At 30.2% G+C, this 20,199-nt stretch carries 19 protein-coding genes and 1 pseudogene; 14 read left to right on the top strand and 6 right to left on the bottom strand.

Features of this window, described 5'->3' with window-relative positions:
• The first annotated feature begins 7 nt into the window (after positions 1-7).
• Positions 8-871 carry an EamA family transporter gene (locus IC214_RS06635; protein ID WP_227435468.1) on the top strand — a complete coding sequence of 288 codons (864 nt, stop codon included), beginning with the start codon at positions 8-10 and terminating at the stop codon, positions 869-871.
• A gap of 484 nt (positions 872-1,355) precedes the next feature.
• Here the strand turns inward: IC214_RS06635 and IC214_RS06630 are convergent, their stop codons facing one another.
• The 3 genes from IC214_RS06630 to IC214_RS06620 form a co-directional block, all read right to left on the bottom strand.
• Complete coding sequence (locus tag IC214_RS06630; protein ID WP_227435467.1) at positions 1,356-1,952, bottom strand: TIGR04100 family radical SAM protein; 597 nt, start codon at positions 1,950-1,952, stop codon at positions 1,356-1,358.
• Positions 1,953-1,978: 26 nt separating this feature from the next.
• The gene (locus IC214_RS06625; RefSeq protein WP_227435465.1) at positions 1,979-2,506 is read right to left on the bottom strand and encodes a TIGR04002 family protein; all 528 of its coding nucleotides are present in this window, start codon (positions 2,504-2,506) and stop codon (positions 1,979-1,981) included.
• Positions 2,507-2,877: 371 nt separating this feature from the next.
• Positions 2,878-3,876 carry a D-2-hydroxyacid dehydrogenase gene (locus tag IC214_RS06620; RefSeq protein ID WP_227435461.1) on the bottom strand — a complete coding sequence of 333 codons (999 nt, stop codon included), beginning with the start codon at positions 3,874-3,876 and terminating at the stop codon, positions 2,878-2,880.
• Positions 3,877-4,564: 688 nt separating this feature from the next.
• Here IC214_RS06620 and hadA point away from each other — a divergent pair.
• From hadA to IC214_RS06580, 8 genes are all read left to right on the top strand, one after another.
• Positions 4,565-5,764: an isocaprenoyl-CoA:2-hydroxyisocaproate CoA-transferase HadA gene (gene hadA / locus IC214_RS06615; RefSeq protein WP_227435459.1), complete on the top strand. Its 1,200-nt coding sequence runs from the start codon at positions 4,565-4,567 to the stop codon at positions 5,762-5,764.
• 38 nt (positions 5,765-5,802) lie between these two features.
• On the top strand, positions 5,803-6,603 hold the full coding sequence (gene hadI, locus IC214_RS06610; protein WP_227435457.1) for a 2-hydroxyisocaproyl-CoA dehydratase activator HadI: 801 nt from the start codon (positions 5,803-5,805) through the stop codon (positions 6,601-6,603).
• A gap of 14 nt (positions 6,604-6,617) precedes the next feature.
• Positions 6,618-7,844: a (R)-2-hydroxyisocaproyl-CoA dehydratase subunit HadB gene (hadB, locus tag IC214_RS06605; protein WP_169468259.1), complete on the top strand. Its 1,227-nt coding sequence runs from the start codon at positions 6,618-6,620 to the stop codon at positions 7,842-7,844.
• On the top strand, positions 7,844-8,971 hold the full coding sequence (gene hadC / locus IC214_RS06600) for a (R)-2-hydroxyisocaproyl-CoA dehydratase subunit beta (protein WP_227435455.1): 1,128 nt from the start codon (positions 7,844-7,846) through the stop codon (positions 8,969-8,971). The genes hadB and hadC overlap by 1 nt, the downstream gene beginning before the upstream one ends.
• A gap of 47 nt (positions 8,972-9,018) precedes the next feature.
• A complete protein-coding gene (gene acdB / locus IC214_RS06595; protein WP_227435447.1) occupies positions 9,019-10,152 on the top strand; it encodes a putative isocaproyl-CoA dehydrogenase AcdB in 1,134 nt (377 codons plus the stop codon).
• Positions 10,153-10,184: 32 nt separating this feature from the next.
• Complete coding sequence (gene etfB, locus IC214_RS06590; protein WP_227435445.1) at positions 10,185-10,970, top strand: electron transfer flavoprotein subunit beta; 786 nt, start codon at positions 10,185-10,187, stop codon at positions 10,968-10,970.
• Between the two features lie 18 nt (positions 10,971-10,988).
• Positions 10,989-12,026, top strand: coding sequence for an electron transfer flavoprotein subunit alpha/FixB family protein (locus tag IC214_RS06585; protein ID WP_227435443.1), 1,038 nt, complete (start codon positions 10,989-10,991; stop codon positions 12,024-12,026).
• Between the two features lie 477 nt (positions 12,027-12,503).
• Positions 12,504-14,135 (top strand): sigma 54-interacting transcriptional regulator, encoded by a 1,632-nt coding sequence (locus IC214_RS06580; protein WP_227855861.1) that lies wholly within the window; start codon positions 12,504-12,506, stop codon positions 14,133-14,135.
• A gap of 147 nt (positions 14,136-14,282) precedes the next feature.
• Here the strand turns inward: IC214_RS06580 and fba are convergent, their stop codons facing one another.
• A complete protein-coding gene (fba, locus tag IC214_RS06575) occupies positions 14,283-15,209 on the bottom strand; it encodes a class II fructose-1,6-bisphosphate aldolase (protein ID WP_227866410.1) in 927 nt (308 codons plus the stop codon).
• A gap of 203 nt (positions 15,210-15,412) precedes the next feature.
• On the opposite strand from fba, the gene IC214_RS06570 reads away from it, so the two are divergent.
• From IC214_RS06570 to rlmD, 3 genes are read left to right on the top strand one after another with little or no spacing between them, the layout of a single operon-like run.
• Entirely contained in the window at positions 15,413-15,742 is a 330-nt protein-coding gene (locus IC214_RS06570; RefSeq protein WP_227435437.1) for a DUF1904 domain-containing protein, read from the top strand.
• Positions 15,742-16,464, top strand: a complete 723-nt coding sequence (locus IC214_RS06565; protein WP_227435435.1) for a pseudouridine synthase — start codon at positions 15,742-15,744, stop codon at positions 16,462-16,464. The genes IC214_RS06570 and IC214_RS06565 overlap by 1 nt, the downstream gene beginning before the upstream one ends.
• Before the next feature lie 32 nt (positions 16,465-16,496).
• Positions 16,497-17,852 carry a 23S rRNA (uracil(1939)-C(5))-methyltransferase RlmD gene (rlmD, locus tag IC214_RS06560; RefSeq protein ID WP_227483381.1) on the top strand — a complete coding sequence of 452 codons (1,356 nt, stop codon included), beginning with the start codon at positions 16,497-16,499 and terminating at the stop codon, positions 17,850-17,852.
• An 81-nt stretch (positions 17,853-17,933) separates the two neighbouring features.
• Here the strand turns inward: rlmD and IC214_RS06555 are convergent, their stop codons facing one another.
• Entirely contained in the window at positions 17,934-18,635 is a 702-nt protein-coding gene (locus IC214_RS06555; RefSeq protein WP_413926647.1) for a tyrosine-type recombinase/integrase, read from the bottom strand.
• Positions 18,632-18,817, bottom strand: coding sequence for an Arm DNA-binding domain-containing protein (locus IC214_RS21125; protein ID WP_413926646.1), 186 nt, complete (start codon positions 18,815-18,817; stop codon positions 18,632-18,634). The genes IC214_RS06555 and IC214_RS21125 overlap by 4 nt, the downstream gene beginning before the upstream one ends.
• 307 nt (positions 18,818-19,124) lie before the next feature.
• Between IC214_RS21125 and IC214_RS06550 the strand changes: the two genes are divergently transcribed.
• Positions 19,125-19,367 carry a hemolysin XhlA family protein gene (locus IC214_RS06550; protein ID WP_227866420.1) on the top strand — a complete coding sequence of 81 codons (243 nt, stop codon included), beginning with the start codon at positions 19,125-19,127 and terminating at the stop codon, positions 19,365-19,367.
• Between the two features lie 3 nt (positions 19,368-19,370).
• Positions 19,371-20,185, top strand: a pseudogene (locus IC214_RS06540) (N-acetylmuramoyl-L-alanine amidase).
• Positions 20,186-20,199 lie beyond the last annotated feature (14 nt).

Genomic DNA, 20,199 nt, shown 5'->3' with positions numbered 1-20,199 from the left:
GTCAAAAATGATAATATCTTATTTTGCACTATTAATTAGAGTAGTGCTGTTAGCCTTTGAAAGAGTAGTTGTAAGATTATTAGGTGATGAAGAAGGCGATATTTATAAAAATATAGCTTCATCATTTTTATTTTTCTTTATAGGTGGAGTATGTTTACTACCATTTAGTATAATGAGTAAGGTTGGAGATTGGTCCTTTTTAATACCATGCTATATAAGTAGCTTAGTTTATTCGATTGGGTCAGTAGCATATGTAACATCTCTAGCAACTGGTGAAGTTTCACTTGTAACTCCAATAAACAGTTTAAACTCACTATTTCTATTGCTTTTATCAGTTGTATTTTTAGGCGAAAGTTTTAGTTTAGCAAAAGTTGCAGGAATTATAATTATGATAGGTGGAGTATTTATATTAAAAAATGTAAGTTCTTTATTAAAAAATGCATCTGCCATTCTAAATAATCTACCATGTAGATTGATGTTTTTGTACATATTTTTTCAATCAGTAGGAAGGGTATTAGATAAGGCATTTTATGTTCAAGTATCTCCTATACTATATTCAACGATACTTTACTTTTTTGTTGGATTAAATCTATTTGTCTTTTTAGCATTTAAAAAGAAACAAAGAGTAATCTATGAAATATTTAGTAATAAGAAGGGACTTTCAATTTTAAGTGGTGCTATTAATGGATATTCTTATCTAGCATTATTAATTGCTTTAAATAATTTAGAACTCAGTATAGCAGAACCATTTTCTCAAGTTTCTATGATAATAACCTTAATACTTGCTCACTTTATATTTAAAGAAAATATCAAGGAGAAAATACCAGGTTCAATTCTTATATTAATTGGTGGATGGTTGTTATTGCTTTAATTGATAAATCAGAGAGATGATGGAAGTCTATAAAGGGCTAGATAAACAGAAACATGATGGGGTAAAACATGTTGTAGCTGGTGCAGAGAATTTGCACCAGCTCAGACTTTAGACAAACTATATATTAATATTTTCTGACTTTTCATTGTGCTTATTATTCAATGCTTCAGACTATAATTTCCATACCATCATAGGGAAAGGAAATATTATCAAGTTTTTTCTCTAATTCACTACTTTATATTTTTTCTCTTTTTTATGTATTTTCTTAAAAAGTTTTCTGGCCTTGTTAGACATAGTCATATTTCTTCTGACTTACATGTGGGTTATAGCAAAGAATGATTCTGTTATCAAGAAAGGTATTAAAAGTAATAAAACATTAACTAAATAGATAATATTTTATTACGTTATTTTAAAGACCCACCTATAGTTAACTATTTTCATATGTCAACTTTGTATTAAGGTTTTAAATACTAATTTATAATTGTTAGTTTTTATGTCTAACTCTAAGTGGTATATCAAGTTCTTTTGCTAATTGTTTAGATTCTTCTATTTCCTCTGGAGATATTTCATCTACTACTGAAAAGGCAACTTCTTTTATATATTCTTTGCAATCTTTTGCAAAATCTAACATGTAGTCAAATGATTTTTCTCCAAACTTTGGTTGAGTAACTCTATTATAAGCTTCTTTATTTGGAGCATTAAGACTTATTGATACTGCATCTATCACATCTTTTAACATAATAGCAGTTTTTTTATTGTGTATTAAATCACTTAGACCATTTGTATTTATTCTTGTTTTGATATTACTTTTCCCTTTTACAAATTTAGCAACTTCTATTAATTCATTTATTCTCATTAGTGGTTCACCATATCCACAAAATACAATTTCATCATATTCATCTAAATTATATTTGTCAAAGGCTTCTTTTACTTCATTAATACTTGGTTCGTGTTCTAACCATAAGCTACCACTATTTGCTACTTCATCTTTTTCATTTCTTATGCAAAACACACAGCTACATGGACATGTATTAGTTATATTTACATAGATACTGTTTTCAATTGTATATAAGATATTCATAATTTTCCCTCCATAAATTTAAGTTTTTAGTTAAAATAACGTCTTTTAAAATCAAGTTTATCAAGTGCTATCCCTAGAAGTACAAACACAATAAAGCTTCCTATTGGCTGTAACAAACCAAGTAAACTCATTACAAAAGCACTTGTAAAGCTTCCAATAATTATTCCCTCAGCAAACATATATAAAACTAGACCTACTATGCCTGCTACAAATGAAGCAATTATATTTCGTTTATTTATTATCTTGTCACTTTTAGAAGTGAAAAATAATACGAGTATTGGCTTTATAATTATAGTTGGTATTACCCATATTGCAGCTCCTGTAGATAAATCAGCTAGACCAGCGCCTATTGCAGAGGCTGCTATAGCATAGTTTGTTGGTAAAATAGTTGCAGCTAGATAAATAAAGGCATCTCCTATATGAACATATCCATTGTTTCCACCAACTGGAATATGTAATATATAAGCTATTGTCAAACATATTATAGACGCAAATAGCGCTGAAGTGACGATGCAGGTCGTCTTTTTAGAAGTAGCTTTATTCATTTTTTCCAATATAATCCCTCCTCAAAAATCCCAAACTAGTATTCTTGTAATGTTTTCTTATAAATATATTAATATTAATCATACAATTTTCATAGTTTGTTTGGTATTTTTCTGGTAAAAAGTGAATTGTACCCATTCAAAGTCTTTTGATGGAAAAGTAGATTGTAATTAGGATAATTTAATAGGATAATTAGAAAGGTTGTTGTAAATTTGATATAAAATATAACAAATAGTAGGTGTATACAAATAATATAAAATAAGAAAAATAATATAAGAGAGTCATACTCAATGTATATTGAATAGACTCTCTTATATTTGGGAAATTAAAGGCTATTTTGTTAGATAATAGCTAATTAATGAAAAAATATATTTATAAAATACTAATTTACTCTATTAGCAGCAGTTCCTGTGCTTATAACATCTACAGCACTACTTAAACTAGAATAAACTATATTTTCTATCGCTGTACTAGTGAAGAATCCAAGGTGATGAGTAAATATAACTTGCTCCATAGAAAGAAGTTTGTTGATTTCTGGGTCAGTTAATTCACCTGGGTTCATTTTTTTATTTAAGAATAATCCTTCAGTTTCAAATGTATCAAGGGCAGCAGCTCTTATTTTTCCAGCTTCTAGTGCTTCTATTAAGTCCCCTGTCTTAATTAAACCACCACGACCAGTATTTACTATGTAAGCGCCATCCTTCATTATAGCTAAAGTATCTTTATTTATCATATGTTTTGTTCCTTCAAGTAAAGGAGTATGTAATGTTATAAGGTCAGCTTCTTTAAGAAGGTCTTCTAAAGAATCTTTATAAGTTAATATATCATTTAAATCTTTATTTGGATATTGGTCAAATGCAATTACATTAGCTCCTAAGCCTTTGAATAATTTGGCAGAAGTAGCACCTATTTTTCCTGTACCTATAACACCAACTGTAATAGATCTAACTTCTGTTCCAAGAAGTTCAGCTATCCAACGATAGTCACCTTCACAGACTTTTTTCTTTACTAAAGGAGTCTTTCTTAAAAGGTTCATAGCTTGAGTAACAGCTAATTCAGCTATTGCATTAGGTGAATAAGAAGGAACATTTGTAACAATAAGTCCATTTTCATTAACTAAACCAAAATGTATCATGTCCATCCCTGCAGTTCTTGAAGCTATAACTTTAACCCCAGCATCTTTTAAAGTTTCATAAATATAAGGGTTATCTATATAGTTAGTTTGTTGTATAGATATACCATCATATCCTTTAGCTTTTACTACATTTTCTTCAGTCATGTTTTCAGGATAAATATCCACTTGAACATCCTTATGTTCTTCAGACCATTGTTTTATTACTGGTTCTTCATAATCGCGTGCTCCAAATACTAGTATTTTCATATCAATACCCTCCTGTAATTATTAAATTATATGGTAATTTTTCATTTAGAAATAATATGTAGCAATATAAGGTTATATTTTTATACAAAATTTTTAAGGTTAAAAATTTAGTTTTGAAATTGTTTTCCCTGTGTTATTTTGATATTTAGTTATTTTTTATTTAAGATAATAATTGCTCTAAACATTTATCAAAGAAATTGTTATTTTTTAGATTAAATATTATTAAAAAATTATCTAAGTTTTAAATTAGTTAACTAATCAATTGATTAATTACAATGATAGCATGTGTTTTTGAGTTTAGCAATGAAAATTTTTTTTGAAAAGTCAAGCTTTTTCATAAAAAAATATATAAAAAAAACTTTTAAAGGCATAAAAAAAATGGCAAAATGCTATGGAGAGTTGCATGATGCCACGATATGAAATTAATAATGCAATTGTATATTGTTAAAAAACATTCAAATCAAGCGATATTTTGCTTAAATATAAAGTTGGCACGATAAATGCTTAACAATATAGGTGTAAGACAATAAAAAATATAAAAAATAATCATTTATAACTTTTAATAATTTTATAAGTTATCTCAATAAGATTAGGAACTTTGACATCAAATAGTTAATATCAGAAAAAAGTACTTTATATGTGATTTAATTGAATTTTTATAATTGATACTATTAAGGAGGAAAACGTTATGCTTTTAGAAGGAGTTAAGGTAGTAGAACTTTCAAGTTTCATCGCAGCACCATGTTGTGCAAAAATGTTAGGTGACTGGGGTGCAGATGTTATTAAAGTTGAGCCTATAGAAGGTGATGGAATAAGAGTTATGGGTGGAACATTTAAATCTCCAGCATCAGATGATGAAAACCCTATGTTTGAATTAGAAAATGGAAATAAGAAGGGTGTAAGTATTAATATAAAATCAAAAGAAGGAATAGAAATATTACATAAATTAATATCAGAAGCAGACATATTTGTAACTAATGTTAGAGTTCAAGCATTAGAAAAAATGGGTATAGCTTATGACCAAATAAAAGATAAGTATCCAGGACTAATATTTGCTCAAATATTAGGATATGGTGAAAAAGGACCTTTAAAAGATAAACCAGGATTTGACTATACTGCATACTTTGCAAGAGGAGGAGTTAGCCAATCTGTAATGGAAAAAGGAACATCTCCAGCAAATACAGCAGCAGGATTTGGTGACCACTATGCAGGTCTAGCATTAGCAGCAGGAAGTTTAGCAGCATTACATAAAAAAGGAAAAACTGGTGTAGGTGAAAGAGTAACAGTAAGTCTTTTCCATACAGCTATATATGGAATGGGAACAATGATAACAACAGCACAATATGGAAATGAAATGCCTTTATCAAGAGAAAATCCAAACAGCCCATTAATGACTACATATAAATGTAAAGATGGAAGATGGATTCAATTAGCTTTAATACAATACAATAAATGGTTAGGCAAATTCTGTAAGGTTATAAATAGAGAATATATATTAGAAGATGATAGATACAACAACATAGATTCAATGGTTAATCACATTGAAGATTTAGTTAAGATAGTTGGAGAAGCTATGTTAGAAAAAACATTAGATGAGTGGTCAGTTTTATTAGAAGAAGCAGACTTACCATTTGAAAAAATCCAAAGCTGTGAAGATTTACTAGATGATGAACAAGCTTGGGCAAATGACTTCTTATTTAAGAAGACATATGATAGTGGAAATACAGGTGTTTTAGTTAATACTCCAGTTATGTTTAGAAATGAAGGAATAAAAGATTATACACCAGCACCAAAAGTAGGGGAACATACTATAGAAGTATTAAAAACTTTAGGATATGACGAATCAAAAATAAATAACTTAAAAGAAGATAAAGTTGTAAGATACTAATTAGTATTTCTAGATTTTGGGAAAGGAGAATACTAAAGATGTATACAATGGGATTAGATATAGGTTCAACTGCATCAAAGGGAGTAATTTTAAAAGATGGAGAGGATATTGTGGCTTCAGCTACGATATCTTCTGGTACTGGGACTACTGGACCATCAAGAGTTTTGGAAAAATTATACAGTGAGTCAGGTCTTGGAAGAGAAGACATTGAAAAAATAGTAGTTACAGGATATGGGAGAATGAAATATTCTGATGCTGACAAACAGATAAGTGAGTTAAGTTGTCATGCTAGAGGAGTAAACTTCATAATTCCAGAAACAAGAACCATTATTGATATAGGTGGTCAAGATGCTAAAGTACTAAAGCTAGATAAGAATGGAAGATTACTAAACTTTCTTATGAATGACAAATGTGCTGCAGGTACAGGAAGATTTTTAGATGTAATGGCAAAAATAATAGAGGTTGATGTATCTGAACTCGGAAGTATATCTATGAATTCTCAAAATGAAGTATCAATAAGTAGTACATGCACAGTGTTTGCAGAATCTGAAGTTATATCACACTTATCAGAAAATGCAAAAATTGAAGATATAGTAGCAGGTATTCACACTTCAGTAGCAAAGAGAGTTTCTAGCCTAGCAAAAAGAATAGGAGTACAAAGAAACGTAGTAATGGTTGGTGGAGTTGCCAGAAATAGTGGAATTGTAAGAGCTATGGCAAGAGAAATCAATACAGAAATTATTGTACCTGATATACCTCAATTAACTGGTGCTTTAGGAGCAGCATTATATGCTTTTGATGAAGCAAAAGAATCACAAAAAGAAGTGAAAAATATATAAAAAGAGGGATGACAATGTCTGAAAAAAAAGAAGCTAGAGTAGTAATAAACGATTTATTAGCTGAACAATATGCAAATGCATTTAAAGCTAAAGAAGAAGGAAGACCTGTAGGTTGGTCAACATCAGTATTTCCTCAAGAGTTAGCAGAAGTATTTGACTTAAATGTATTATATCCAGAAAATCAAGCAGCTGGGGTAGCGGCTAAAAAAGGTTCTTTAGAATTATGTGAAATGGCTGAATCTAAAGGATATTCTATCGACCTATGTGCATATGCAAGAACAAACTTTGGTCTTTTAGAAAATGGTGGATGTGAAGCTTTAGATATGCCAGCTCCAGATTTCCTACTTTGCTGTAATAATATATGTAATCAAGTTATAAAATGGTATGAAAATATTTCAAGAGAATTAGATATACCTTTAATAATGATTGATACAACTTTCAATAATGAAGATGAAGTAACTCAATCTAGAATAGACTATATAAAAGCTCAATTTGAAGAGGCTATAAAACAGTTAGAAATTATATCAGGAAAGAAATTTGACCCTAAGAAATTTGAAGAAGTAATGAAAGTATCAGCTGAGAACGGAAGACTATGGAAATATTCTATGAGTTTACCAGCAGATTCTTCTCCTTCACCAATGAATGGATTTGATTTATTTACTTATATGGCTGTAATAGTTTGTGCTAGAGGTAAAAAAGAAACTACAGAAGCATTTAAATTACTTATAGAAGAGTTAGAAGATAATATGAAAACTGGAAAATCTTCTTTCAGAGGAGAAGAAAAGTATAGAATAATGATGGAAGGTATACCTTGCTGGCCATATATTGGATATAAAATGAAAACATTAGCTAAATTTGGAGTTAATATGACAGGTAGTGTTTATCCACATGCTTGGGCATTACAATATGAAGTTAATGATTTAGATGGAATGGCAGTAGCATACAGTACTATGTTTAACAATGTAAACTTAGACCGTATGACAAAATATAGAGTTGATTCTTTAGTAGAGGGTAAATGTGATGGAGCATTCTATCATATGAACAGAAGCTGTAAACTTATGAGTTTAATACAATATGAAATGCAAAGAAGAGCAGCTGAAGAAACTGGATTACCATATGCTGGATTTGATGGTGACCAAGCTGACCCTAGAGCCTTTACTAATGCTCAATTTGAAACAAGAATTCAAGGTTTAGTTGAAGTAATGGAAGAAAGAAAAAAACTTAATAGAGGTGAGATATAATGGAAGCTATTTTATCTAAAATGAAAGAAGTAGTTGAAAATCCAAATAAGGCTGTAAAAGAATATAAAAATGCAACTGGTAAAAAAGCTATAGGTTGTTTCCCAGTTTATTGCCCAGAAGAAATTATACATGCAGCTGGAATGCTTCCAGTTGGTATATGGGGAGGACAAACAGAATTAGATTTAGCTAAACAATATTTCCCTGCATTTGCATGTTCAATAATGCAATCATGTCTAGAGTATGGATTAAAAGGTGCATATGATGAATTATCTGGAGTTATCATACCAGGTATGTGTGACACATTAATTTGTTTAGGACAAAACTGGAAATCAGCAGTACCTCACATAAAATATATATCATTAGTACACCCACAAAACAGAAAACTTGAAGCTGGTGTAAAATACCTAATCAGTGAATACAAAGGTGTAAAAAGAGAACTTGAAGAAATATGTGGTTATGAAATAGAAGAAGCAAAAATTCATGAAAGTATAGAAATTTACAATGAACATAGAAAAACTATGAGAGACTTTGTTGAAGTAGCTTATAAACATTCTAATACTATAAAACCATCAATAAGAAGCTTAGTAATTAAAAGTGGATTCTTTATGAGAAAAGAAGAACACACTAAATTAGTAAAAGATTTGATAGCAAAATTAAACACAATGCCAGAAGAAGTCTGTTCTGGAAAGAAAGTTTTATTGACAGGTATATTAGCAGATTCTAAAGATATATTAGATATTTTAGAAGACAATAATATAGCAGTAGTAGCTGATGATTTAGCTCAAGAAACAAGACAATTCAGAACAGATGTACCTGCAGGTGATGATGCATTAGAAAGATTAGCAAGACAATGGTCAAACATAGAAGGTTGTTCATTAGCTTATGACCCTAAGAAAAAACGTGGGTCACTTATAGTAGATGAAGTTAAAAAGAAAGATGTAGATGGTGTTATCTTCTGTATGATGAAATTCTGTGACCCAGAAGAATACGATTATCCTTTAGTTAAGAAAGATATAGAAGATAGTGGAATACCTACTTTATATGTTGAAATTGACCAACAAACTCAGAATAATGAACAAGCAAGAACTCGTATTCAAACTTTTGCTGAGATGATGAGTTTAGCTTAAGTTCATTAAAATAAATTTACTATAAAATATGAAAATTGGAGGAAGCTATGTTATATAACAAAGAACAAGAACTTTTAAGAAAAGCAGTAAGAGATTTTGTTAGTAAAGAATTAGATACTTTACCAGCAGAAATGGATAAAACAGGTGTAATGCCTAAGGAATTAATCAAAAAATTAGCTGAAACAAAATTTATAAGCAGTAATATCCCAGAAGAATATGGTGGTGGGGGAGCAGGATATGTTTCTTACGCTATCATAATGGAAGAAATAGCTAGAAGATGTGCTTCAACAGCTACTTTCGTTACAGCTGGTTCTTCTCTTGCTACATTACCAATACTTTACAATGGTACTGAAGAGCAAAAACAAAAATACTTAAGAGGTTTAGCAACAGGTGAGTTAATAGGAGCATTTGGTTTAACTGAGCCAGGAGCTGGTTCTGATGCTGGTGGACAACAAACTACAGCAGAATTAGTAGGAGACCACTACATATTAAATGGTAGAAAAACTTTCATAACTAATGGACCATTCTGCGATATAGCTATAGTAATAGCAGTTACAGATAGATCTAAAGGTCTTAGAGGAACATCAGCATTTATAGTAGAAAGCAAATGGGATGGTTTCTCAACAGGAGCTCATGAAGATAAGATGGGTATAAGAGGAACTGAAACTTCTGACTTAATATTTGAAAATGTTAAAGTTCCAAAAGAAAACCTTATAGGAAAAGAAGGTAATGGATTTAAAATAGCAATGGGTACTCTAGAAGTAGGTAGAATAGGTGTTGCTGCCTTAGCTCTAGGAATTGCTCAAGGTGCTTTAGATGAAGCTGTTAAATATACAAAACAAAGAGTTCAATTTGGTAAGCCTATAGCTAAATTCCAAAATACTCAATTTACTATAGCTGATATGGAAACAAAAGTTTGTGCAGCTAGAGGATTAGTTTATGATGCAGCACAAAAGAGAGATGCAGGAATGAGAGTTGCTCAAGAATCTGCAATGGCTAAATACTATGCAGCAGAAGTTGCAAATGAAGTTGCTTATAAAGCATTACAACTTCACGGTGGATATGGATTCATAAAAGATTATGAAATCGAAAGAATGTACAGAGATGCTAGAATCGTATCAATATACGAAGGAACATCAGAAGTTCAAAAAATGGTAATTTCATCAAACGTATTAAAATAATAAATAATCTAATGAAATTGGAGGTATAGACTTTGAAAATATTAGTTTGCGTAAAACAAGTTCCAGATACTAACGAAGTAAGAATAAATAAAGAAACAGGTACTCTTATAAGAGATGGAGTTCCAAGTATATTAAACCCAGATGATGCAAATGCATTAGAAGAAGCATTAAAAATTAAAGATGAGCATGATGATGTAACTATAACAGTTATAACAATGGGACCTCCTCAAGCAGATTTTATGCTAAGAGAGTGTTTAGCTATGGGGGCTGATGATGCAATATTATTAAGTGATAGAGCATTTGGAGGAGCTGATACTTGGGCTACATCAAATACTATCGCAGCAGGAATATCTAAAATAGGTGACTATGATATAATATTTGCAGGAAGACAAGCAATAGATGGAGATACTGCACAAGTTGGACCACAAATTGCAGAAAAATTAAACATTCCTCAAGTTACATATGTACAAGACTTCAAAATAGAAGGAAAAGACATAATAGTTCAAAGACAATTAGAAGATGGATATGAATTAATTAAAGTAAGTACACCTGTACTTTTAACAGCAGTAAAAGAATTAAATGCACCTAGATATATGTCTGTTGATAAAATAGTTAAAGCATATAAACATGATGTAAAAGTTTGGACAATTGATGATTTAGACGTAAATAAAGAAGAAGTTGGCTTAAAAGCATCACCAACTAAAGTATTTAGATCATTTACTCCTGAGCCAAGAGGAAAAGGAGAAATCTTAGAAGGTAAAGCTGACGAAATAGCTAACAAAATAATAATAGGTCTAAAACAAAAGCACATTATATAAGTTGGAGGAGTACAAACTATGAATGATATAAAAGATTTAAGTTCTTATAAAAACGTATGGATATTTGCAGAGCAAAGAGATGGAAAAATAACTCCAGTAGTTATCGAATTATTAGGAGAAGGAAGAAAATTAGCTAAAGAAGTAGATGCAGAACTTTGTGCAGTATTATTAGGAAAAGATGTTGATGGATTAGCTAAAGAATTAATTTCTTATGGAGCTGATAAAGTTTATGTTGCAGACGATGCTCTTTTAGAAAAATATACAACTGATGCATATACAAAAGTAATAAAAGATGCAATAGATGAAATAAAACCAGAAATAATGCTTTTCGGAGCAACTCATATAGGTAGAGACTTAGCACCTAGAATAGCTTCAAGAGTAGGAACTGGATTAACAGCAGACTGTACTAAACTAGAAATAGACCCAGAAGATAAGAAAATAAAACAAACTCGTCCAGCATTTGGTGGAAACATAATGGCTACAATCATTTGTCCAAACCATAGACCTCAAATGTCTACAGTTAGACCTGGAGTTATGGATAAAGCTGAAAAAGACGAAACAAGAACTGGTGAAGTTATAGCATTAGATTACAAAATAACTCAAGATGATATAAGAACTACTGTTTTAGAAACAGTTAAGAGTAAAAAAGATTTAGTATCTCTTACAGATGCAAATGTTATAGTATCAGGTGGTCTAGGATTAGGTGGACCTGAAGGATTTGAAATGCTTAAACAATTAGCTGACAAATTAGGTGGAGTAGTTGGTTCTTCTCGTGCAGCTGTAGATGCTGGATGGATAGACCATTCTCACCAAGTAGGTCAAACAGGAACTACTGTTAAACCAAACCTATACATAGCTTGTGGTATATCAGGAGCAATACAACATTTAGCAGGTATGCAATCATCAGATTTCATAATTGCTATAAACAAAAACCCAGCAGCTCCAATATTAGAAATTGCTGATTATGGAGTAGTTGGTGACTTACATGAAATAGTTCCAATGCTTATAGATAAATTAGATAGCGTTGATGATTTATTAGAAGCTATAAAAGCTTAATAGGTAACAAGTACCTAAATATTACTGATGAAATAAGCCTTATTAGTTAGTAACATAAATATTATTACATAATATGGTTATTACTAAATTGTATTTGTCAGTTATTAAAAAGTCTGTTTGAATAAAATTTTATAATACAAGATATCTAGATAATCCTTATATGTATATTACTTACAAAATGTGAGTCATATTCTATAAGGATTATCTTTATTTTCAAAAATAAGCACTAATTTTAATTAAATTGTGTTAAACAGACAAATAATTACCGAATATGTGATAAAATACAATTAAAAGCAAAATGAAATTTTTAACAAACTATGACCATTAAAATTATCTGTAAGTTGTATTTTAATGAAGCAAGATATTAAAAAAAGACAAATAAGGAGTTGGTTGTATGTGCTAATAGTATTTATTGTAAGCAAACAATAAATTTTGTATGTAGTTCAATAAATTACTTAATGAAAGGTGCGAATATTGATGGATAATAATTTGATAGGGCTTATAGAACATGTAGAAAATCCAGTTATTTTATGCAAAGAGTCAGGCGAAATAATATACTGTAATCATCTAATAGATAATATTTTTAGCTTTCTCGATATAAAAAGACCTAAAAATATAAATGAATTAGATTCAAATTTTGACAAAAAAGATATACTGGTGAATAATAAAAAGAAAATAGCTTTTAGAGAATTAAGAATGACTGCACATATTTATAATATGAAAGATAATGATAATGAAAATAACATAGTTTATTTATTTGAGAAGTCTGTAATATCTGACAAAATAGTTGAGGATATAATAGAACATATAGATGAAGTTGTCGTTGTATTTAACAAAGATGGAGTAATTGAAAAGATGAATACTGTCAGTGATGAGATTTTACCCTTTAAAAGAACTGAAGTACTTGGTAGAAATATAACAGATCTTGTCAGACAGGGGTTAGTTGAAGAACCAATAATATTAAATATGCTTAAGGTAAAGAAAAAGATTTATAGAAATATTGTTTATCCTGATGGAAAGCTTATCGCTTATACAGCCGTTCCAATATGGGACTCAAAAGGAAAACTTACAGGAGGAGTACTTACAGGAAGAGATATATCAAGGGTTATTAAACTTGAATCTCAGATAAGATATAGTGATGTATCAGAAGATACAGAGTATATAAGCCAAAGTAAGACTATGGACAATATAAAAAAAGTTGTCAAAAGAGCTGCAGCATCAGATTCTTCTATATTTATAAATGGAGAATCAGGCGTAGGAAAAGAAATTATAGCTAGGACAATATATAAGTATAGTTCAAGAAGGGAAAAGCCTTTTATAGCTATAAACTGTGGGGCTATACCAAATGAATTATTAGAATCAGAGTTTTTTGGATATGAAGAAGGTTCTTTTACTGGAGCTAAGAAAAAGGGTAAAAAAGGACTTTTTGAAGAAGCAAATGGTGGAACTATATTCTTGGATGAAATAGGTGAATTGCCAATGCAAATGCAAAAAAAATTACTTAGAGTTATACAAGAAAACACAATTACTAGAATTGGTGGGAGTAAACCTATAAAGATAGATGTTAGATATATAAGTGCCACTAATATTTCTCATGAGGACCTTAGAAACAACCTTAAATTTAGACAAGATTTATACTATAGATTGAGTGTTATTCCAGTAAAGATACCACCACTTAGAGAGAGAAAAGAAGATATAGTTCCATTAGTGGACTACTTCCTAAAGCTTTATAATGATAAGTACAATAGAGAAGTAGAAGTTTCACCTAAGGTTATTGAATTATTGGAAGAATACTCTTGGCCAGGAAATATAAGAGAGTTAAAAAATATTATTGAAAGATTTGTAGTGTTATCAGCCAAAAACGTAATTGGAGAAGATGAATTTAATATGCTTATAAATCTGGATATGATTGATAACGAATCAGATGATTTATCACCAATAGTAGTAAATGGAATTATGAATCTGAATGATGCATATAAAATGGTAGACCAAATAATGATAAGTAAGGCTATAAATAAATATGGTTCAATAACAAAGGCAGCCGAAGTGATAGGCATATATCCTTCTACAATACATAGAAAGATAAAAAGCGGATATATTCGTGTTTAGTAGATAATTATATGCTATATTAATTAATTTTATAAAAAAATATATTTTTAAATACATAACCTATATACAACTTAAAAGAGATGGCTTAGAAATAAATTTAATTACTCTAAGTCATCTCTTTTCTTTTATAAATATTTAAAAGTTATATTAGTTTATAGAGTTAGCAGAACCTAAAACATCATCTATTTTACTTTCAACTACAGCTTGTATAGCATCTCTACCAGCACCAATGTATTTTCTTGGGTCAAATTCTTTTGGATTTTCAGCTAAGAATTTTCTAACAGCAGCAGTCATAGCTAGTCTTAAGTCAGTATCCATGTTTATTTTACAAACAGCCATAGAAGATGCTTTTCTTAACATGTCTACAGGTACACCTTTAGCTCCAGCTATATTTCCACCAAATTCATTACATGTAGCAACAGCGTTTTGGTCAACAGCAGATGCACCATGAAGAACTATTGGGAAACCTGGTAATTTGCTTTGGATTTCTTCTAGTATATGGAATCTTAATTTAGCTTCTCCTTTGAATTTGAAAGCACCATGAGAAGTTCCTATAGCTATTGCTAATGAATCAACTCCTGTTCTTTCAACAAATTCAACTGCTTCAGCAGGTTGAGTATATTTATGAACATCAGAAGTAACATCATCTTCTGTTCCAGCTAAAACACCAAGTTCTGCTTCAACAACAACACCTTTAGAGTGTGCATATTCAACAGCTTCTTTAGTTATTTTAACATTTTCTTCAAAGTCAAAATGAGATCCATCTATCATAACTGAAGAGAAACCAGCATCAATACAAGTTTTAATAGCATCCATATTTGGACCATGATCTAAGTGAAGAGCTACATCTACACCTATTTCATCAGAAGCAGCTTTAACCATCTCAACTAAAGTATGAGGTCCAGCATATTTAACAGCTGACATAGAAGCTTGTATCATAACATAAGAATTTTTAGCTTTAGCAGCTTTTAAAACACCTTGTAATTGTTCTAAGTCACTTATGTTAAATGCACCTATAGCAAATCCACCTTCGTAAGCTTTTTTAAACATTTCTTTTGTATTAATTAATGCCATTTTAAACTCCTCCTATTAACTTTTAAAATTTACCCATCACTTATATTATAACGTTAAATCAAAAAAAGTACATAGTAAATTGTAATAACTATAAATTACAAGTATAATGTTAAATAGAAGATAATAGGATTAGGCAGAATAATAAAGAATAGCAACAATTTAGGAAGAATTAAAATAAAGAAGGGTTAAATAAAGGAGTCAATATGCCACAGATAAAGATAAGAGGAATTCATGAAAATGATATATGTAAAATAAGTGAAAAAATGATAGATGCTTTAGTTGAAGCTGTAAAATGTCCAAGAGATTACTTTGAGATAGAATGTATAAAATCAGTTGCAATAAGAGATGGTAAAATAGCAGAAGTGTATCCTTTTGTTGAGATAGCATGGTTTGATAGAGGACAAGAAGTACAAGATACAGTAGCAAGAATAATAACTGATAGTATAAGAAATAATTTAGATGTTGAAAGTATGGATTTAGCATTTACATTATTTGAAAAAGAAAAATATTATGAGAATGGAGAACATTTTTAATGGCTAAGAAGCAACGTATAGATAAAATTCTTTCAAACTTAGGTTATGGAAGTAGAAGTGAGATAAAGAAATATTGTAAGCAAGGTTCTGTAGTAGTAAATGGAAGTGAAGTTTCAAACCCAGGGACTCAAGTGGATACTGAAAACGATGAAATATTATTCAATGGAGAAGAAGTTTTCTATAGAGAATATATATATTTAATGATGAATAAACCAGATGGATATATATCAGCAACTACAGATAAATACGACCCAACAGTTTTAGATTTGATTGATGTATCATACTTAGCATTTGAGCCATTCCCTGTTGGAAGATTAGACAAAGACACAGAGGGATTGTTAGTTCTAACTAATGATGGGAAGCTTTCTCACAGAGTTTTATCGCCTAAGAAGCATGTGCCTAAGACTTATTATGCAAAAATTGATGGGATAGTGACTGAAAAAGATGTAGAAGCTTTTGCAGAAGGAGTAGTACTTGATGATGGGTACAAAACTATGGCATCTCAGTTAAAAATATTAAAGAGTGATGAGGAATCAGAGATAGAACTTACAATACATGAAGGTAAATTTCACCAAGTTAAAAGAATGTTTGAAAGCGTAGATAAAAAAGTAGTATACTTAAAAAGATTGTCTATGGGTAATTTAAAGTTGGATGAAAGCTTAGAGTTAGGCGAATATAGAGAGTTAACAGATGAAGAAGTAAAATTGATTGAAGAAAGATAATAAAGATACTATAGTAAATTGGAGGAGAATTTGTGAAGAAAAAGGATATTATAGAATTTGAAGTAGATAAAATGGAGTTTGGAGGCACATCCTTAAGCCAAGTTGGAGATAGAGTTATCCATATGAAGGGCGGAATAAGTGGTCAAAAGGTAAAAGCTGCTGTTAAAAAAGTTAGAAGCAAAAAAGCAGAAGTTAAGATGATGGAGTTACTTGAATATTCACCTCTTGAAACCGAAACACCTTGTAAGCACTTTAGAGAATGTGGAGGATGTACATTACTATCAGTGCCATATGAAAAGCAATTAGAAATAAAAGAAAAACAAGTTATGGATTTATTTTTAAAGCAAGACTTATTTGGGTTTCAGTTTTTGGGAATAGAAGGAAGTCCTGAAAACAAGTACTATAGAAATAAAATGGAATATACTTTTGGAGATGAAGTAAAAAATGGACCTTTAACATTAGGACTTCATAAAAAAGGAAAGCATATAGATATACAAACTGTTGAAGAATGTATGTTAGTTGATGAAGACTTCTCAAAAGTATTAGTATCTAGTGTAGAATTTTTCAATGAAAAAAATCTTCCTTATTATAGAACAATGAATCACAAGGGATATTTAAGACATCTTGTAGTTAGAAAAGGGATTTATACTAATGAGATTATGGTTAATATAGTTACTTCTTCTCAGGAAGATTTTAATATGAATGAATTTAAGGACATGCTTTTAGAACTTAATTTAAAAGCTGAGTTGGTAGGTGTACTTCACACTATTAATGATGGTCTAGCAGATGCTGTTCAATGTGATGAGTTAAGAGTTTTATATGGAAGAGATTATATACAAGAGGAAATTTTAGGGCTTAAATTTAAGATTTCTCCATTTTCATTTTTCCAAACCAATACTAAAGGAGCAGAGGTTCTTTATAGTATTGCCAGAGATTTTATTGGAAATTACAATGATAAGGTTGTATTTGATTTATATAGTGGGACTGGCTCTATTGGACAGGTTATGGCTGGTGCAGCTAAGAAGGTGTATGGCATTGAAATAGTTGAGGAAGCTGTTGCTGCGGCTAATGAGAATGCCAAGTTAAATGGACTTACTAATTGTGAGTTTATTGCTGGAGATGTTGCTAAGGTTGTTAAAGATTTAAAGGATAAGCCTGATTTAATTATTGTTGACCCTCCTAGACCAGGGATTCATAAGGATGCTATTAGGGATATTTGTGGATTTGGTGCGGAGGAGATTGTTTATATTTCTTGTAATCCTAAGTCTTTGGTTGTTGATTTGGTTGATTTTAAGAGTTATGGTTATGAGATTAAATTGGTTAAGTGTATGGATATGTTCCCAAATACACCTCATTGCGAGACTGTAGTTAAACTTATTAGAGAATAACAGGGTTATAGCTGTTTATATGATGTTATAAAGGTGGATTTGCCACCGATTTGCCACCGTAATTCTATTTCGGTGGCAAATTTATTCTACAATACCTTCAAAAATATCTACAGTTTGATTTCTCATCTTGTTAGTAACATGAGAATATGTATCCATAGTAGTAGCTATTTTAGCATGTCCTAATCTATGTTGTATATCTTTTATATTAGCCCCGTTTTCCAATAACATAGTAGCATGTGTATGTCTTAAACTATGAAAATTAAAATCTATGCCAAGTTCGTAATTCACGACTCTGCTCAAATATTTTAAACTGTTTGTTGTTACATGCTCACCCATTACTTCGCCACCACGCATTCCAGTATTAAATGCTATTTGTAAAGGAATGTAGAAACTAGAGCCTTGTGGGAATCTTTCTAAGATTTTATTAAAATCTTTTAAACTTATAATTTTTAAATCATTTTTTTTATTTTCTTGCATTTTAGGCATATGTACGTATTGCATAGGATTTTCTTTTATAAATTTAAATGGATATACGGCTGATTTTAGAGCTCCACTTAAAACAACATAAAAATTATTGATAGAATTTTTGCTAAGACCAAATTTTGACTTATCATTTAAAAATTTCTGCAATTTAGCAGGATTAAGATTTTTTAGTTTGTATTTTCCTAAATCCTGTTTTAAATGATTTTTTATAATTTTTCCATAGTTTTTTTGTGTACCATATTTACAATTTAATAAAACATATTCTTTGTACCAAAAATCTAAGAAGTCAGAGAAGCTCATTTCATTATCTGAAATAATTGACCTTCATTTTCAAACTCGCTTAGAGCATCTCTTAACGCTTTTTCGGCTTCTTTTTTAGTTTTGCCACCAACTCTTTCTATCTTTTTTCTTTTACCATTAATAGTCCCTAAGTCAAAGTAATAATACCATTTTTCACCACGTTTTCTTATTCCACCTTTCATAATTTTTTCTCCTCTCAAAATTAAATACTCTAACTATATTAGATCAATTAAATATATTCTAAAAAATATATATTTGAATTGTTCATTGTATTTTAACTAGCATAAATTTTTCTTATTTCTTTTCTCCATTTCTTTTTTACCATAAATATCACATAAGTAAGTAGTATATAGAGTCTATAAATCTAGCAACTAAAGAACTAGTAATAAAGATATGCCAGTCAATTTAAGCAATGAAGAACCAGTGATATTAAAAAAGGACTTAATTAAACCTAAGTCTTTTTTTTATATAAAAAATAAAGAGGCTTACATGAATGAAGAACTTTTCAACGCAGATTTAAAAAGACATGAAACAAGAATAAATAAACATGGTGAAGAAATAGACGAATTAAAGATAGCGAATATAGAATCTAAAGCAGAGTTAAAAGCATTATGTGAGAACTTAAACTCACTTACAAGTATGTTAAAGTGGTTGATTGGGACAATGATTACAACACTTGTAGGGTTCTTTATATTTGCAATACAGAAAGGAATATTTTTAGGAGGAAAATAAATAATGAAAATATGTATTACAGTAGGACACAGTATTTTAAAAAGTGGCGCATGTACTTCTGCTGATGGAGTAGTTAACGAGTATCAATATAATAAATCTCTTGCACCAATATTAGCAGATACATTCAGAAAAGAAGGACATAAGGTGGATGTAATAATCTGCCCCGAAAAGCAGTTTAAAACTAAAACAGAAGAAAAGTCGTATAAAATGTGGGATATGACTTACTCATAGAGTTACATCTAAATGCAAGTAATGGTCAAGGAAAAGGTTCAGAGGTGCTATATTATAGTAATAAAGGTCTAGAGTATGCAACTAGAATATGTAAGAAACTAGGCACAGTATTCAAAAATAGAGGTGCTAAATTAGACAAAGGATTATATATTTTAAATAGCTCCAAGCCTACAGCCATATTAATTGAAAGTTTCTTCTGTGACAATAAAGAGGATTATGAGAAGGCTAAGAAACTTGGGGATGAAGGAATGGCCAAATTAATTGTAGAAGGCGTATTGAATAAAACTATAAATAATGTAGAGGTGGGCAAAATGTATAAACACACAATAGTGTACAGTGGTGATGATAAGGTATCAGCAGACATCTTAGGACTATATTACAAGAGGTCAAAAGAAAGTTATTTAGTAGTAGACATAAAAGACTATAAGCCGCATCAAACACAAAATTTGCATGTAATTGGTGGAGTAACTTGCAATAAGATGAAAGAAATGAGTAAGACCACAGGAGAAAAGTTTACTCAGATATATGACAATGATGTGTGGTCTACAATGGATAAGGCTAGAGAGTTTGTAAAAGAAATATTGTAAGTTTTAAATATTTA

The sequence above is a fragment of the Clostridioides sp. ES-S-0190-01 genome (genome assembly GCF_020658275.1).
GTDB lineage: Bacteria > Bacillota > Clostridia > Peptostreptococcales > Peptostreptococcaceae > Clostridioides.
This window is presented reverse-complemented; position numbering and strand designations above follow the sequence as displayed.

Coding starts and splice junctions, on each gene's coding strand:
- IC214_RS06635 (WP_227435468.1), top strand. CDS start 8: ATGATAATATCTTATTTTGCACTATTAATTAGAGTAGTGCTGTTAGCC.
- IC214_RS06630 (WP_227435467.1), bottom strand. CDS start 1,952: ATGAATATCTTATATACAATTGAAAACAGTATCTATGTAAATATAACT.
- IC214_RS06620 (WP_227435461.1), bottom strand. CDS start 3,876: ATGAAAATACTAGTATTTGGAGCACGCGATTATGAAGAACCAGTAATA.
- hadA (WP_227435459.1), top strand. CDS start 4,565: ATGCTTTTAGAAGGAGTTAAGGTAGTAGAACTTTCAAGTTTCATCGCA.
- hadI (WP_227435457.1), top strand. CDS start 5,803: ATGTATACAATGGGATTAGATATAGGTTCAACTGCATCAAAGGGAGTA.
- hadB (WP_169468259.1), top strand. CDS start 6,618: ATGTCTGAAAAAAAAGAAGCTAGAGTAGTAATAAACGATTTATTAGCT.
- hadC (WP_227435455.1), top strand. CDS start 7,844: ATGGAAGCTATTTTATCTAAAATGAAAGAAGTAGTTGAAAATCCAAAT.
- acdB (WP_227435447.1), top strand. CDS start 9,019: ATGTTATATAACAAAGAACAAGAACTTTTAAGAAAAGCAGTAAGAGAT.
- IC214_RS06585 (WP_227435443.1), top strand. CDS start 10,989: ATGAATGATATAAAAGATTTAAGTTCTTATAAAAACGTATGGATATTT.
- IC214_RS06580 (WP_227855861.1), top strand. CDS start 12,504: ATGGATAATAATTTGATAGGGCTTATAGAACATGTAGAAAATCCAGTT.
- fba (WP_227866410.1), bottom strand. CDS start 15,209: ATGGCATTAATTAATACAAAAGAAATGTTTAAAAAAGCTTACGAAGGT.
- IC214_RS06570 (WP_227435437.1), top strand. CDS start 15,413: ATGCCACAGATAAAGATAAGAGGAATTCATGAAAATGATATATGTAAA.
- IC214_RS06565 (WP_227435435.1), top strand. CDS start 15,742: ATGGCTAAGAAGCAACGTATAGATAAAATTCTTTCAAACTTAGGTTAT.
- IC214_RS06555 (WP_413926647.1), bottom strand. CDS start 18,635: ATGAGCTTCTCTGACTTCTTAGATTTTTGGTACAAAGAATATGTTTTA.
- IC214_RS21125 (WP_413926646.1), bottom strand. CDS start 18,817: ATGAAAGGTGGAATAAGAAAACGTGGTGAAAAATGGTATTATTACTTT.
- IC214_RS06550 (WP_227866420.1), top strand. CDS start 19,125: ATGAATGAAGAACTTTTCAACGCAGATTTAAAAAGACATGAAACAAGA.